Source organism: Pseudalkalibacillus sp. Hm43 (assembly GCF_054170705.1).
The window spans coordinates 357,696-373,850 of the sequence record NZ_CM135129.1 but is presented as its reverse complement, the minus strand read 5'-3'; the positions used below and the strand labels follow the sequence as shown (position 1 = coordinate 373,850).

Genomic DNA, 16,155 nt, shown 5'->3' with positions numbered 1-16,155 from the left:
TACATCACGACCGTACAAGCTATAGTTCATCTTATGTAGGATGGGACAAGAGTAGAACGCGGATTCTATTGAGTCTCGAAACGATCGGTAGTAGATTTACGGATCGTTAATAGATAAACGATGAGAATGGAAAGGATGCTCAACCAGAAGGTGAAGTAACCGATTTCCGTATAGTACATATCGAGCACTGAGTAGGTCGGCATCATGTCGAATAGATAGTCAATCATCTCATTATGGAGGACCCAGATAGTAGCGACAAATATATGCCATCTTTTGATTTGATAAAAAGGAGCATATAAAATGCCTTGGATCGCCATACCTAAATGAGAAAAGATCAACATGTAATTGACGAAATTCAATGAACCTGTCACTGAACCACCGAGCAAATTCATGATGACAGCCCATATTCCGTATTTGAACAGAGTGATGGCTGCGAGCGCTTCCATCAGAGGCCAATTCCTCCCTAGTAAAAACGCAATCAGGACAAATACGAAGAACAGACTGGCAGTTGGACTATCTGGAACGAACGGCAGGAAGTACCACGGTGTACGTTCCAATTGGTCAGCGTACCAGTAGTATCCATAAATTGTTCCTAAAATGTTGATGATCAGAAGCATCCAAAGGAATGCACGGTGTCTTAACAACATCAAAATCGTGTGCATCTTCTATCTCCTTTTTATTAGCGTGAAGTAGATTTTCGAACTATGTATGATGATTGAACGATGTAAAAAGAGACTGACCATATTTGTCAGTCTCTCCTTATAAGTATACTTTATTACTTCTCGAGTTCAGCGATGAACTCGGAAAGTTGTTGTAATTCCTCGTCAGTACCTTTAAAGATACCTCCTGGCATATTCCCGATACCGTTTTTCGCGATATTTCCAATTTCCTCAGGTGGTAAGCCAGTTCCAATCAAGGAAGGCCCGCTTCCACCGGATAAATTGTTACCGTGACATCCGATACAGCCCTGTTCTTGATAAACTTTATATCCAGGTGCTGATTCATCAATCTCGACTTCAACGATCTTACCTTGTTGCTCAGCTTTCTCCCAATCATGGTTGACGACAGATTCCCAAGTCAAGAAGATGATTGAAATGAGTGCCAACAACATCATTCCTACTGCTACAGGTCGTTTGTTCGGGCGACGTTCAGGGCCACGATCCAACCATGGAGCTAATAGAAGTGCACCGAATGCCAATCCTGGCATGATGACTGTTCCAATCAGTGTGAAATCACCGGCTGCATATTTATACTTCAATAATTGGTATAAGAATAAGAAATACCAGTCAGGTAGTGGAATGTAACTTGCATCCGTTGGATCCGCTTTACGCTCAAGCGGGGATTCGTGAACGACCGTCAAAATAAGGTAGCCGATCAAGAATACGGATCCGACCATCCATTCTTTTAAAAGGAAGTTTGGCCAGAACGCTTCCGTTTTCCCTGGATACTCGGAGTAATCTTTCGGGATGTTCGGCTTTCGTTCTGCAGGGATACGGGAATCCCCTACAAACTTCATACCTTTGCCACGATGCATCTTTCTCCCTCCTTTATCCTATCGCATATTTTACAGTGGTCCAGAAATTCCTTGCTTTCGAATCATGATAAAGTGCGCTCCCATGAGCCCGAGAAGAGCACCAGGCAGGAAGAATACATGGATTGCAAAGAATCTTGTCAACGTCTGTGCACCGATGATCGTTGCGTCACCCGCTAACAATGTTTTCAATGCTGGTCCGATAACAGGAACCGTTACTGCAATTTCAAGTCCTACTTTTGTTGCAAATAGCGCTTTCATATCCCAAGGTAATAGGTAACCTGTGAAACCGAGTCCGAGCATGACACCGAAGATCAGAACTCCGACTACCCAGTTCAATTCACGAGGTTTCTTGTATGCACCCTGGAAGAAAACACGAAGAGTATGTAGAAACATCATTACGATGACCAGACTCGCACCCCAGTGGTGCATTCCGCGAACGATGACACCAAACGCGACTTCATTTTGTAAGTAATAAACAGATTCATAGGCATTGATAATATCCGGAACATAATACATCGTCAAAAACATTCCAGATAGAATTTGGATGACGGTAATGAAGAACGTCAATCCACCGAAACAGTACACGAACGCTGAGAAGTGGTGAGCCGGGTTGACGTGCTCAGGTACTTCATGGTCTGCAATATCTCGCCACATAGGCGTAATATCAAGACGTTCATCTACCCAGTCATACATTTTTTGTAACATCTTTTACGCCCCTTTCTACTGTGGTTCTGCTTGACCTAAGTATAGTTTGCCGTCTTTTACCTCTTTCTTATAAACATCAAGCGGCGCAAGCGGCGGTGTGCCTGGTACGTTCTCTCCATCTTTCTTATAACGTCCTGCATGACAAGGACAGAAGAACTGGTTTGGATAAGCAGGGTTTGTCCCCCAGTCTACTGTACAGCCAAGGTGCTTACAGATCGGAGACAATGCTACGATATCACCGTTATCTTCTTTGAACACCCAAGCAGCTTGTGTGACTTCAGATTCATACCAGCCATCTTTTTGTTTTACTTTGAATGTGAATCTCTGTGGTTCTTTTGTTAGTTTACTCTCTTCGACAACAGCTACCATATCTTGACCGGCACCTTCTTTTAAGACAGGGTCGATCGCAAATCGTACCATCGGTAAGAGCATGCCTGCAGCCATGAATCCACCGACACCCGTTAAGGTATAGTTCAAAAATTGTCGTCTGGAGACTTCATCTTTATTGGCCATTGGTTTCCCCCCTTACGCAGTAGACTAAGTCCAACCGGACATTTTCTCATATTACACATATATTACTAGGACATTAACATGATAGCGTAACTTACAAACATCGTCAATAATATCATTGTCCAATTCAACCAATCTATTCGTTCTAGAAAGTGTTTTGCCACTTTTTTGTGACAATTTGTAGAATATGCTTGACTTGTTCAGAAACAATCTCCCTTTGATAGTCTTCATCCATATGTTCAAGTGGGACCGGCGGAATGTTGATAATTTGTTCCTGACGATCTGAATCTGCACCGCTCCACTTTGCATCCGAAGTGATGAAAACCGTAAAGGGCATGTCCCCTTGACGAAGTTCATCTGATAAAGAACTGATCCGATTTAGAACATCTTCCTCTTTTTCGCTTTCCAAATATGTAACTGGCGGAAATAAGACGACACGGCCTTTCAGTTGACGCTCCAACTCATCTGAGATCAGTTGCGGGAACTCTCCTTTCAGAACCACTTGTTTCTTTTGAGATCCCCAGGAAACCGGAATGAGAGGAATGATCGCAGTATCGACATACTCGGCTGCCTGATGATATAAATCTATATCCTTCGTTCTCCATTTCATTCTATCGTTCACATCCAATCCATTCAATCTAATCCAAAGTGTATCACTTGTCAGGATGTTCATAAAGCTATATCTCTCAAATGATTTTTCGAAGCATACAAAAATGTCTGCCGGTCTCAGCCATCACCTTTGTGACGATTGAAACGGACAGACATTTCATCAACTTTCCTGACCAAATAGACGTATATATAAGAATCTTTGTCATTTCATTCAAAGTTTATTGTATTCTTTGCTCAACCGTTCGAAGCTTTCAAAATCCTTACGGTCCAGCGCTTCATCGATCTGAGTTTGAAGTGACTTTTTTCTGAAATGACTGAACGATTGATCCAGGATCATCTCAGCCCACAAGCCATACTTCTTATCAGGTACCATGTTCTCTGGAATGTGAGGATTTTCTTCTAGAACGGCTGCATATTGCGGTGTACGGTAAGCACCTTTGAACTTCAATTCGATGTAGACGTCTTCGTCCTGATTCAGACGGATATCGTGAAACGATTTTTCAGCATCCGTCGTCAATATATTTTGCTTATAGAATCTGAAAGGTACACCATCTACACAATTGGTAGACATGATGATTGCCTTTGGACAGTATTCTGCATTTTCAACAAAATGAACGTTTTCCATCAACGCCTCATCACTTACCAAATAGTTGAGCAACCATACACATTCGCGTTTTTTTAGTTGGTAGTGGTTCAAGAACCATTTAAGAAAATCTTTTTTCTCTAAGACTGTTACGGTGCTGCCCATTGCAATCCCTCCATCATTCACGTGTCGTTCGAGATCTTACAATATCCTACAGCCATATAATAATCCAAAGCTGGTTGATAATTACTTACTATGTTCGATATGCCATCATCCAATTCCTTCTTAATCGGAAATTTTTTAGGGTCGTTGACCGATGTCTGTAACGAACGGAAGCATTATCTTTCCTCAAGCCTTACAATCTCTTCTTCAAGATGCAGACGTTCAGGGTCACGATCTAACGCTTTTTGCAACAGTTGCTTCGCTTTGTCCCTTTGCCCGATCTCAATCAAATACCATCCAAAGTCCTCAAGAAATTCTGCTTGGTCCTCTAGTTCATTATATGCGTTTTCGTAACGTTTTAATGCGCCTTCATCTTCCTCAAGCTCCCTATAGGCCATCGCTGTCTTCCAATGTGCATCCGGAGAAAGGTCACCATATCTTTCAGCTTCAGTAGCTAGATCGATTACGTATTCGTATTGTTCATTAGCAATATACTGATCCATCAACAAGGAGGTGGCTTTCATATTGGCTGGATCCAGGCTTAAAGCGTGTTTCAGGAGCTCAATCCCTTTTTCTTCATCTTTCAACCGTAGTGCAAGCTGCCCTGCCTGTAGATACAGCTCTTCATTGAATTCATCCAGACGCATTCCCTCTAGATAGATATCCATCGCTTCCTGAAGAGCGCCCTCTTCTTCATACGCATGTGCAAGAATCGGGTACAACGTTGTATATTGTGGATCAAGCTCTTTCAAATGATTCAATGCTTGAATCGTTTTTTGATTTTCGCCAATCCGATCCGCTGTCAAAGCAAAACCGAACCAGTCATCTGGGTTGGAATCATCCTTCAATCCATTTTCATAATGAGTGAGCGCTTCTTCAAATTTACCTGAGCCACTTAAAGCCTCTGCTAATCGTAATGATGTAGAAGTGTGATTGAAGGTATCATATCCGGACTTGAGCAATTCCTCATAGTAAAGGATGCTTCGGTTGAAATTCCCTTGATGGAGGTAAAACTCTCCTAAGCCAAAGGTGATCACAGGTTCATTCGGAGCTTCACGCTTGGCAGTCAGGAGCTTCTGTTCTGCGACCTCGATCAGTCCTTGTCGTTCATAGAGGTCCGCTGAAAGAAGTAGGGCTTCGAGGTACTGCTCTGCTCCAGGCTCTACAGAAGCAAGAAGGTGTAACGCCTCTTCTTCCCGTTCCATTTCCATGTAAAGTTCAGCTCCGAATAACTTCAGTTCATCAACATCCGGGTGGAATGCCATGAGTTCTTCCGTAACATCGATCGCTTCCTCAATGAAACCAAGTTCGTTGTATATTTGAGCGATTTCAAGCAATGTATCATGATCGCTTGATTCTCGCAGGTCCTTTAATAATTTCAGACCTTCTTCTATTTCTCCACGGTCGATTTTCTCAATTGCATTTTCCACACTCGACATTGATGTACATCCTTTCTTCCTATAACAAATCGTTGGACATCACTCGAAAGATACCGGGACGGATGATCCGCATTTCTTTCCCATTCCCTTGTTTCAATCGAATGTCATCTTTAACTTTGATTATGTTTCCGTTTTGTACGACGATCACTGGATTTTTACCTTTATCATACTCGACTCTCTCTTCCCCATCAACCGATACGTTTCGCTCGTAGACGAGATAATCGACATCGCACCCAGTCACCCAGGATCCTTTTTTAGGATAGAGACCGAGGCATTGCAATTGATGCTTGTTCAATCGATGCTGGTCGTGATTCGGAAAGTCGTCGATCGTAACGATCGATTTTTCTTTACAGATTCGTGCCCATTTTTCCTTCAATTGCATCAAACGTTTTTCATGCAACGGAATTTGAGACCAATCAGCAATGATGGGAACCGTATATGGGAAATTCACATTACGGACCCATTCCCAGATGACGGTATCCAAATCCTCTTCTTGTTCGACCATGGCGTTGATGAATGGGATTTTCGCTTTTTGACAAGTACGGATCAAAGCCGGGGATATCCTGTTCATCGGTAATTCGACCCCGATTGCGTAATCGAACGGCAGTGCATTCAATTTTGTGCGGGTTTCAGATATCCGTTGTTCGAACTCTTTTGGGTATGTGAGAGATAAAGCCGTTACGACAGATGTGCACCCCATCCTGACCAATTGCTCACAATGATCCTTCAACGATACATCATCCATGCCATTTAATGAAAAGTCTCGGAATACATAACCGGGGATGACGTCAAAACCAGCCGAGTTGACTGTGAAACACTTCATCCGTAATGGCCGTTCTGAAACATATCGAACGACATTATCTTTGACATACACATGCTTTTGCTTTGGATTCCGGTCTGTGGTCCAAACATTCTCTAATATATATTCCATTGACCTGTCCCCCTCATAGAAACACTGGTGTTATAGACAGGCTATGAATCAAAGAGAATTTTCAGAACAATTGGTTGGACAACCCGAATCATTTTTTGTGCATAGTATAATTCCCGATTTCTTTTGATCCATGAACAAAAAAAGACCCCGCCAACGATGTAGTAAATACATGTCGTCCGGGATCAATTGTCCATAATGTATATGGATAGGAGTGGAGAGAAACCATACTACAATTATTATAACAAGCTCGTATAAAAAATCAATATATTTTTAGAAAATTTATATAATTGTTTTTATTCTGATAAAGACTCCAGATCATTTAAGAAATTCGGGTACGAAACGCCGATAGCTGATACGTCACGGACCGTTACAGGGCTTTCACTGATACAAGAAGCGATTGCCAGCATCATCCCGATCCGATGATCGCCGAGACTGTCTGCGTTACCACCTTTCACCTTTTGTTTACCATGGATGATCATTCCGTCTTCTGTCGGCTCGATGTCTATTCCAATGTTCTTCAATTGGTCTGTAATTGCTGCAATCCGATCGGTTTCTTTATATCGGAGCTCAGAGGCGTCTTTAATGGTTGTGATCCCTTCTGCCTGGCTAGCCAGAAGGGCGATGACAGGAATTTCATCAATCAGCCTTGGAATGATTTCGCCATTTATTTCTGTGCCTCGCAATTTAGAGTATGACACGTCAATATCTCCGATTGGCTCTTCGTTGATTGTCTGTTCGTTTGATATGGAATAGGTAGCTCCCATTTTCTCGAGAACATCCATGATCCCTGTTCGGGTCGGATTCAATCCGACTTTCTCCAAACGGATCGAACTGCCTGGAGTTATTGCTGCAGCAACCATGAAAAATGCAGCTGATGAAATGTCGGAGGGGACCTGAACATCGGTACCCTTTAATTTCTGCCCGCCTTTGATTTGTACGGACGTGCCTTCCCGCATCACTTCTACCCCGAATGATTTCAACATTCGTTCAGTATGGTCTCTGGACACATATGGTTCCTTTACCGTTGTCGTCCCTTCGCTATTTAATCCGCAAAGTAACAAAGCCGATTTTACCTGGGCACTTGCAATCGGGCTTTCATACCGAATACCTCTCGTTTTCCCACCTTTAATGGAAATCGGGGCAAGACGCCCATCTTCTCGTCCATGAATATCGGCACCCATTTGCCGAAGTGGATCCACAACCCTGCTCATCGGACGCCTATGAATGGAATCGTCCCCGACCAAGACCGAATAAATCGGTGCACCTGCCAAAATACCGGTCATCAATCGAATCGTCGTACCTGAATTGCCCACATCCAATACGTGTTCAGGCTCTTTCAACCCTCCACGACCGACTCCTACAATGTGTAACTCTGAACCGAGCTGTTCTATCTGAACACCAAGCTGTTTCATACATCGCATCGTACTTCGGCAATCAGCACTGTCTAGAAAATCCCGGACGATCGTTTTTCCTTCTGCCATCCCTCCGAACATGATGGATCGATGCGTTACAGACTTATCTCCCGGGACCTTTAAAGTACCTTGCAAGCCTTTTTCTCTTTTCGCTAAAGTATGTTCCTCCATTGAAAACACCTCTCCTTATTGAAAGAGGTGACTCGGTTATCGAGTCACCCTACTCATATGATCATCAATCGATGATGGTCGTCTCTCGATCAGAATCGATCCCTATTTCCTCCAACCATTCAGACAGACATTGGATGATACCTTCATTTTGCTCCTTGCTTCCGACTGTGATCCTCACACATGTCGGGAAGCCTAATGCGTTCCCTGACCGAACGATATATCCTTTCCTCAACAAGAAATCGAACACTTCGTCCCCTTGTAGAGTTTTGAAGTCAATCAGAATGAAGTTCGCTTGTGAAGGGTAATAATACAAGTGATACTTTGCACAAAATGCTTCGTACAAGACCATGCCTTCACGATTTTTCCTCCTGCATGATTCGATGAATTCCAAGTGCTCCAACGCAGTGATTGCTGCCCTTTGCGAGACTCTAGAAGTGTTGAATGGTTCTCGTACTGGATCTACCACTTTCATGAGATCCTCATGAGCGATGCCATATCCAATACGTAAAGACGCCAATCCGAATGCTTTGGAGAAAGTTCTGGTGACAACCAAATTCGGGTACTGACGTTGAAGCGCGATCGTATCCGGGTAATCGTCTGCCACGACGTATTCTTTATATGCTTCATCAACAGCTACAATGATGTGATCAGGCACCTTTTTCATAAAAGTAATGAGTTCTTCGTCTGTAATATAGGACCCGGTAGGATTATTGGGTGTACACAACCAGATGATCCGGGTATTTTCATCGATTGCATGGAGCATCTTCTCCAAGTCATGCTTCCCATTTTCCATCAAGGGCACTTCAATGATTTCGGCACCTTCAATGACAGAGTTGTGTTTATACTGAGGGAAAGTCGGTGTCGCCATGATCGTATTGGTCTCAGGAGTAAGATACGTCCTGCAGAACATTTCAATCACTTCATCCGAGCCATTGCCGAATAGGATCTGCTCAGGCTTCACTTGTAAATGTTGTGCGAGCTTCATCCGAATATCAGCTGCATAACCGTCCGGATAGATTGAAACCCGGTCCAGTTCATCCATGACTGCTTCCTTCACAGCTGGTGCACATCCGAATGGATTTTCATTCGACGCAAGCTTCGTGACCGTCGTCAGACCGAGCTCGCGCTTCACTTCTTCGATCGGTTTTCCTGGCTTGTATGCTTTCAAAGATAAAACTTGATCTTTCGCCTTCATATATACACCTCTTCTTTATGGGATATCTTCAGTTTCTATTTCTCAGCAACCCGGTCAGCAGCAATTGTCTTCAACCAAGTCCGGTAGGAGGCTAATTCAGCTGTCAGTATACTATCCTCTACCGTTTGAAGAATGACATCGCCGCAATTCTTCAACAGCACCATCCGGATTTTGTTTTCCTGGGATTTCTTGTCTTTCTTCATCGTTTCGAGGAGCAGTCCACCTTTATTTAAAGTGGCATGCCAATCTGAATAACCTAGCTGATGGACCCAGGTGAAAAATCCTTCTGGAAAGACTTTTGTCTTGAAATGTTCCTCACTCAATTTCATGGCAAAGATCATACCGATCATCACCGCTTCCCCATGAGTGATGGATTGGTATCTGCTTTCTGCTTCGATCGCATGACCGAGGGTATGTCCGAAATTCAAGTAGGCTCGGATACCCGCTTCTCTTTCGTCCTGACCTACGATCTCAGCTTTTATGCTGATTGCTTTCTTGACGATATCAGTCAGAATCTCGTCTTCAATCGGTAGTGAGCGGACATTTTCCTCTAAATAATCATAAAAATCCGGGTCTCGAATCAAAGCCAGCTTCACAATTTCAGCAAAGCCGGATCTCCATTCTTTTTTAGGCAAAGTCTTGAGGAAGTGGATGTCATACAAGACAGCCTCTGGTTGATGGAATGCCCCGATCAAATTCTTCCCTGACGTATGGTTGATTCCGACTTTTCCACCGACGCTGCTGTCATGCGCAAGAAGAGTGGTCGGGACCTGGATGAACCGTATCCCCCTCAAATATGTAGATGCGATGAAACCAGCAAGGTCACCGACAACCCCGCCTCCTAAAGCGATAATGCAAGCTTGTCTGTCGAGCTGACACCGTAGGGCATACGTGATCCCTTTTTCATATTCACGGATCGACTTACTCGTTTCACCAGCAGGAATGACCCATTCGTTCACCTGGTAACCACTTAATTTTGATTTGACCTCATCCAGGTATAGAGGTGCGACATTGCTGTCGGATATAATCAAAATCCGACTGCAATCTCGTACTCGCTCCTCCAAAACCTGTTGCAATTGATCGATGACACCATCACCGATCAAAACAGGATATGATTTTGTCTCAGTTTTCACCTGAATCTGTTCCACGTTAAAACTCCTTCGTATAGGAAACATATTCGTCAAAAACGCGTCGCATCCTGTCAATGGACTCGTTACCAAATTTTTCAGTGAAAGCATTCGCGAGCTCCCAGGCTACGACCGCTTCTGCTACTACACTTGCAGAAGGCACTGCGCAGCTGTCTGAACGCTCGATACTTGCGGCGAATGTCTCTTTCGAATCAATATCGACACTATTCAAAGGCTTGTACAAGGTCGGGATCGGCTTCATGACTCCGCGAACGACAACTGGCATCCCATTGGTCATTCCACCTTCGAAACCACCTAAATTGTTCGTTTTGCGGTAATATCCCTTATCTTCACTCCAAAGAATTTCGTCATGTACTTCGCTTCCGGGCCGTTGTGCAGCTTCAAAACCGATTCCGAATTCCACACCTTTAAAAGCGTTGATACTACAGATAGCAGCGGCGATTTTGGCATCAAGTTTACGGTCGTAATGAACGTGACTGCCAAGGCCGATCGGCAGGCCATCCACAATCACTTCCACGACCCCACCGATGGAGTCCCCGTTTTCCTTCGCATGATCGATCGCTTCCATCATCTTCACACCTGCCGCTTCATCAAAACAACGGACAGGGGATTCCTCCGTCACATTTTGAAGTTCCTTCAATGATTGGAAGGAAAAATCCGTCGCTTTTACGCCGCCAATCTCACGCACGTGTCCTGCAACGGTAACACCAAATTCAGCGAGAAGTGACTTCGCAACCGCCCCAGCCGCTACACGAATGGTCGTTTCACGAGCTGAGGATCGTTCGAGGATATTCCTCATATCTCTGTGATCGTACTTGATAGCACCGTTCAAATCAGCATGACCAGGACGTGGCTTTGTGATGACCCTCTTCATGCTTTCTTGTTCTTCATCTGTAATCGGATCAGGACCCATGATCTTCAGCCAATGCTTCCAGTCCTTGTTTTCAACAGTCAAAGCGATCGGGGCACCTGTCGTTTTCCCGTGACGTACCCCACCAACAATCTGGACAGCGTCGGATTCAATCTGCATACGTCTTCCTCTGCCATATCCCTTTTGACGTCTCTTCAGATCCTTGTCAATCGTTTCTCTTTCAAGTTTCATGTTAGAAGGCATTCCTTCGATGATCGTTGTCAATTGTGGTCCATGAGATTCTCCAGCAGTTAAATAGCGCATATCCTGGTTCCTTTCTTCTACAAGGTTACTTTTTAACATAAAAGAAGGTAGCCACCGATTCAAGCCCAAATTGTTTCGGATTGAAAATTTGTTCTGTACTCCCAACGAATAAAATCCCGCCAGGCCGCAATGCTGTGCTAAATTTTCTGTATAGCTCCGCTTTTGCGTCTTCTGTAAAATAAATCATCACATTTCGGCAGACGATTAGATCGAATTCGGACTTGAAGGGGTCTGCGAGCATATTATGTTTTGCAAACGTAATCTTTTCCTTCAATATATCTTCTACTTTATACCCAATCCCATCTTTCTCAAAATACTTTGCCTTCATATCTTCTGGTACATCTTTCAAACTTCTCTCAAGATAATATCCTAATTTCGCACGCTTCAAAGCGAGTTCATCGATATCCGTCGCAAAGATGGAAAAGTCCTTTAATTGTATTGCTTTACGTAAAAGCATCGCAAGCGTGTATGGCTCTTCACCAGTAGAACATGCGGCACTCCAAACATTCAGCGATTTCCGATCACTCAAGAGCCTCGGGAGCATTTCCTTTTCAAGCACTTCCCATCGGGTCGGGTTTCGGAAGAATTCAGAGACGTTGATGGTCATCCGATCAAGAAATTCGTCGAGCAGGGTGTTATTGTCCTTCATGGCATCATAAAAGTCAGAAAAGCTATCGTAACCCTTCTTTTCCCTCAGTGCAATCAGTCTCCTTTTCATCTGTGCCTCTTTGTAAAGAGAGAGATCGATTCCTGTATGTTTTTTAATCTGATTTGAAAATGTCGTGTAATCCTGATCCATTTCATCCTTCTCCTCTATCTGTTTTCTATCTATTATATCGGCAAGGAAATTGGTTTTCCCACTATTTCTTATGAGGAGGGTCAGTTAGTTTACAGCTTTTCAAAAGTACCTTGCCTCCCTGAAATCGGGAAAACCCCAAAATGGGGGACGTTAGAATAACTATTCGTGGAGAATTACATGGGACCTATCCTTTAACGACAAATAAAAAACCAGCCGGATAGATCCAGCTGGTCAGTGTTTCATGTTAAACCCATTTAGAGATTGTTTTTTCATAGTTTACAAGCTCTTCTTCGTTGAAGAAAAGGTTGATTTCGCGTTCAGCACTTTCTGGTGAATCTGAACCGTGAATGATGTTTTGTCCAACTTGGACTGCATAGTCACCACGGATTGTTCCAGGTGCAGCGTCTGTAGGGTTTGTTTTACCCATCATGTTACGAGCTGTAGCGATTACGTTTTCACCTTCCCAAACCATTGCAAAAACAGGTCCAGATGTGATGAAGTCGACCAACTCACCGAAGAATGGACGTTCTTTATGCTCACCATAATGGTTTTGAGCCAATTCATCCGAAATTTGCATCAATTTCGCTCCTGCAAGTGTAAACCCTTTCTTTTCAAAGCGAGTTACGATTTCTCCAATCAAATTACGTTGAACACCGTCTGGTTTAACCATCAAGAAAGTTTTCTCCATGTTCACGCACTCCTATCTATGTATGATTTGGACGTGCTGCCTTGTCCGAAGTTGATTTTATCAAATTTTAAGCGTTTTCACAACATTTAATAGTTACGTCTTCCGATATATTCAGCAATTTGTCGCAAAGAACGCTTCGCCTTCATATCGGGAACTTGATCGAGCGCATGAAATGCTTTCTCCAAATATCGATCCGCAATTTCTTTTGACCGATCGATCGCGCCCAACTCTTTGATTGCACCAATCAAACTTTCAATTTCAACTCGTGTAATCGTCTGTTTATCCATGACTTCACGTAAATGTCTTTCGAACGATTGGTCCTCTCGGGCAAAGAACACAGGCAAAGTGATGTTTCCTTGTTGAAGGTCACTTCCTGCCGGTTTACCGAGCTGCTTTTCGGTCGCTGTAAAATCAAGAATATCATCAGTGATTTGGAATGCCATTCCGACATAGTAACCGAACCGCTTCAAATGAAGTTGAATATCAGGCTCCGCATCTCCTGCCAACGCACCAAGTTCACAGCTGACGGAGATCAAGAGTGCAGTCTTACGCTTGATCCTACGGAAATAATCCTTAATATCCTGGTCGAGGTTGTACTGATCCCGGATCTGCTCGATTTCACCAAGACACATGTCAACAATCGCTTGTGAGAGGACATGATGCGCTTCGACTTTGTTCAGGTAGGTGATGTACTCCAATGATCGTGCAAAGATATAATCTCCAGTGTACATCGCCACTCTGTTGTCCCACTGAGCTTTGATCGTAGGCTTTCCCCGCCTTAAAGAGGCATCATCAATGACATCATCATGTACGAGTGAAGCCATATGAATCAGCTCCAATGCGACTGCTGCTCTTTTGACACGTTCCACATCGTATTTCCCGAATTGAGCAGACAACAGCACAAAAACAGGGCGAATCCGTTTTCCCCCGGCTTTTAACAATTGGGTCGATGCATCTTGTAGGATGGAGTGCTGAGCTTCGATCGTCTTCTCCAAGTCCTTTTCAATTGTAGATAAGTCATTCCTCAAATGGGAATAGATTGTCGTCAATTTCATATTTTCACCTAATTTAATTCTTGGTGTTTGTCATGGGTTTCTGACCGATATGTGTTGCTGCAACACCGCCTGAATAAGGAATTGCTTCAACATTTTCAAAACCGGTCTTTTCAAATAACCTGGCGAGCTCTTTCCTGCCTGGAAATTCTTTTGCAGACTCTTGCAACCAAGAATATTCTTCATAGCTTTTTGCAAACATACGCCCCATCAATGGCATGAGATATCGGAAATACCCATAGTAAAGTTGACGGAACACAGGCATCGTCGGCTGTGATGTTTCCAGACAGACGAGCTTGCCACCCGGCTTTAACACTCGATACATTTCTTTCAGTACCTGTTTCAAGTCCGGTACATTTCGCAAGCCGAATCCGATCGTTACATAATCGAACTTACCATCCTCGAAAGGAAGTTCCATCGCATTGCCATGCAGAAGCTCGATATTTGGAATTCCTTCATGCTTCACTTTCTGTTCTCCGACTTTGAGCATGTTTTTACTGAAATCAAGTCCGTAAGCTTGTCCTTCCTTACCGATTGCTTTTGCCATCGCAATCGTCCAATCAGCGGTACCGCAACATACGTCCAGCGTTGTGGACCCTTCCTGGACAGCCATACGCTTCATCGTGTCTTTACGCCAGGCAACATGACGCTGGAAACTGATGATAGAGTTCATCTTGTCATAGTTTGTAGAGATGGACTCGAACACTTGATGGACACGTTGTTCCTTTGAATCTTGTTGCATACTTTTACCCTTCTTCCGCATATTTCTTCTTCAGAAACCCTGATTCTTTGATATAGTGGTCAATTTTGCGCTCCAAAATCGTATACATGATCGGTTCTTGTGACCATAATTTCTCCAGTCTTTCTTTGGAATGGAGAATATAAGAATCTATAACTTCCAGAATCTGAAACTTCAATGATAGCCAGCTTGTTTTGGAACGATTCAGATGATTCATCACCTTAGCCGCCAACGGTGTATAATGGTTGTTCTGAATCTCTGAACGCTCAATCAACATCCTTTTCATGAAAGAAAACTCATCAGCAATCCCTTTCCATAGTGGCAGGTGAAAATGATCAGCGGTTTTCAAGAGCAAGGAAGACTCAATCCGATGAATGTTTTCCATCGAATTTTCAATGGATTGTCTATCGTTTTTATAATATTGCATCTTGTTTTCGTTAATTTCTTGAATTGCCTGTGCAAGCGTCCGGATCATAGAAAGATCCTTGATCTCAGAAAGGAGATAATAATAGAGACTACTATAATAATCCCCTGCAAGCACAGATAGCTGGCGATTCTTTTTGTCCTCGTCAGTCGTAACTTCATGTGAAGTGATGCGCTCATGCGTATCCAAAGCGATTTGAACGAGCATGGTTGAAATCGCATAATTGTCCAGTTCTTCTTCAGGTAAATCTTTTTCTTTCAAGATGATGTATGTGAGAAGAAGTTTATCTTCATCAATGACCGGCTTTTCGATATATCGCATCAAATAGGGATGCTGTAAGCGTTTATTGATCTTTTGAAGTAAATCTGAAATTTTCAGGTCCATTTCATATTTTTGCATTATGCCCTAAGCCCCCACCGATTCCAATGTATTCATGCCACAATGGAAATCGTCGTGTTAATCTTATGTATTCCGTTGATAATGTATTGTCTATTATATCATAAAACCCCTTCTATCATACGGTTCATATTTTCACCAGATACGAGGGGTCTCACTACTTCAAAGCTTTATGTAACGCCTGTTCAATGTGTTCAGGGCTCTCTTGTGAACAATGCAGAAGAGAGCTCTGACACTTCAAAGCCGGTTAGTCCTGATCGGTATGCATTTCACCGTGACGAGTCTGGATGACTGCTTTCCCTCTTACTTTGACAGCAGAGGTGTGTTCTGTGAATTGGGCGATCATCACTTCGTTCTTATCGAGTTTTTCCGAGTGATGGAAACGAGTATCCGATCCACGCGTCAAACCGATGACATTGACACCATTTTCTTTCGCCTTGATGACGAAGAACTCATTTTCAGAAGTTGCCATTTTTCATACCTC

General features: G+C 43.3%; 18 protein-coding genes. All 18 read right to left on the bottom strand.

Annotated features, from left to right (window positions below; genetic code table 11):
* Nucleotides 1–65: 65 nt before the first annotated feature.
* Entirely contained in the window at nt 66–662 is a 597-nt protein-coding gene (gene lhaT / locus ACXQIQ_RS01980; protein WP_439300401.1) for a lipoprotein heptaprenylglyceryl N-acetyltransferase LhaT, read from the bottom strand.
* 113 nt (nt 663–775) lie between these two features.
* Nucleotides 776–1,534 (bottom strand): c-type cytochrome, encoded by a 759-nt coding sequence (locus ACXQIQ_RS01975; protein ID WP_439300402.1) that lies wholly within the window; start codon nt 1,532–1,534, stop codon nt 776–778.
* A 30-nt stretch (nt 1,535–1,564) separates the two neighbouring features.
* The gene (gene qcrB / locus ACXQIQ_RS01970) at nt 1,565–2,239 is read right to left on the bottom strand and encodes a menaquinol-cytochrome c reductase cytochrome b subunit (protein WP_226549444.1); all 675 of its coding nucleotides are present in this window, start codon (nt 2,237–2,239) and stop codon (nt 1,565–1,567) included.
* Between the two features lie 15 nt (nt 2,240–2,254).
* The gene (locus ACXQIQ_RS01965) at nt 2,255–2,752 is read right to left on the bottom strand and encodes a ubiquinol-cytochrome c reductase iron-sulfur subunit (RefSeq protein ID WP_439300403.1); all 498 of its coding nucleotides are present in this window, start codon (nt 2,750–2,752) and stop codon (nt 2,255–2,257) included.
* 142 nt (nt 2,753–2,894) lie between these two features.
* Nucleotides 2,895–3,422, bottom strand: coding sequence for a YpiF family protein (locus ACXQIQ_RS01960; protein ID WP_439300404.1), 528 nt, complete (start codon nt 3,420–3,422; stop codon nt 2,895–2,897).
* A gap of 147 nt (nt 3,423–3,569) precedes the next feature.
* Nucleotides 3,570–4,106, bottom strand: coding sequence for a ReoY family proteolytic degradation factor (locus ACXQIQ_RS01955; RefSeq protein WP_226549464.1), 537 nt, complete (start codon nt 4,104–4,106; stop codon nt 3,570–3,572).
* 173 nt (nt 4,107–4,279) lie between these two features.
* Nucleotides 4,280–5,542, bottom strand: a complete 1,263-nt coding sequence (locus ACXQIQ_RS01950) for a tetratricopeptide repeat protein (RefSeq protein WP_439300405.1) — start codon at nt 5,540–5,542, stop codon at nt 4,280–4,282.
* Nucleotides 5,543–5,561: 19 nt separating this feature from the next.
* On the bottom strand, nt 5,562–6,473 hold the full coding sequence (locus ACXQIQ_RS01945) for a hypothetical protein (protein WP_439300406.1): 912 nt from the start codon (nt 6,471–6,473) through the stop codon (nt 5,562–5,564).
* A gap of 293 nt (nt 6,474–6,766) precedes the next feature.
* Nucleotides 6,767–8,056 (bottom strand): 3-phosphoshikimate 1-carboxyvinyltransferase, encoded by a 1,290-nt coding sequence (gene aroA / locus ACXQIQ_RS01940; protein ID WP_439300407.1) that lies wholly within the window; start codon nt 8,054–8,056, stop codon nt 6,767–6,769.
* Between the two features lie 64 nt (nt 8,057–8,120).
* Nucleotides 8,121–9,251, bottom strand: a complete 1,131-nt coding sequence (gene hisC, locus ACXQIQ_RS01935; protein WP_439300408.1) for a histidinol-phosphate transaminase — start codon at nt 9,249–9,251, stop codon at nt 8,121–8,123.
* A 35-nt stretch (nt 9,252–9,286) separates the two neighbouring features.
* On the bottom strand, nt 9,287–10,399 hold the full coding sequence (gene aroB, locus ACXQIQ_RS01930; RefSeq protein ID WP_439300409.1) for a 3-dehydroquinate synthase: 1,113 nt from the start codon (nt 10,397–10,399) through the stop codon (nt 9,287–9,289).
* Nucleotide 10,400: 1 nt separating this feature from the next.
* The gene (aroC, locus tag ACXQIQ_RS01925) at nt 10,401–11,573 is read right to left on the bottom strand and encodes a chorismate synthase (RefSeq protein WP_439301956.1); all 1,173 of its coding nucleotides are present in this window, start codon (nt 11,571–11,573) and stop codon (nt 10,401–10,403) included.
* 25 nt (nt 11,574–11,598) lie between these two features.
* A complete protein-coding gene (locus tag ACXQIQ_RS01920; RefSeq protein ID WP_439300410.1) occupies nt 11,599–12,372 on the bottom strand; it encodes a CheR family methyltransferase in 774 nt (257 codons plus the stop codon).
* 244 nt (nt 12,373–12,616) lie between these two features.
* Entirely contained in the window at nt 12,617–13,060 is a 444-nt protein-coding gene (ndk, locus tag ACXQIQ_RS01915) for a nucleoside-diphosphate kinase (RefSeq protein WP_439300411.1), read from the bottom strand.
* Between the two features lie 86 nt (nt 13,061–13,146).
* Nucleotides 13,147–14,115, bottom strand: coding sequence for a heptaprenyl diphosphate synthase component II (gene hepT, locus ACXQIQ_RS01910; protein ID WP_439300412.1), 969 nt, complete (start codon nt 14,113–14,115; stop codon nt 13,147–13,149).
* A gap of 13 nt (nt 14,116–14,128) precedes the next feature.
* The gene (menG, locus tag ACXQIQ_RS01905; protein ID WP_439300413.1) at nt 14,129–14,854 is read right to left on the bottom strand and encodes a demethylmenaquinone methyltransferase; all 726 of its coding nucleotides are present in this window, start codon (nt 14,852–14,854) and stop codon (nt 14,129–14,131) included.
* A gap of 4 nt (nt 14,855–14,858) precedes the next feature.
* On the bottom strand, nt 14,859–15,674 hold the full coding sequence (locus ACXQIQ_RS01900; RefSeq protein ID WP_439300414.1) for a heptaprenyl diphosphate synthase component 1: 816 nt from the start codon (nt 15,672–15,674) through the stop codon (nt 14,859–14,861).
* A 244-nt stretch (nt 15,675–15,918) separates the two neighbouring features.
* Nucleotides 15,919–16,143, bottom strand: coding sequence for a trp RNA-binding attenuation protein MtrB (gene mtrB / locus ACXQIQ_RS01895; protein WP_226549510.1), 225 nt, complete (start codon nt 16,141–16,143; stop codon nt 15,919–15,921).
* Nucleotides 16,144–16,155: the final 12 nt, after the last annotated feature.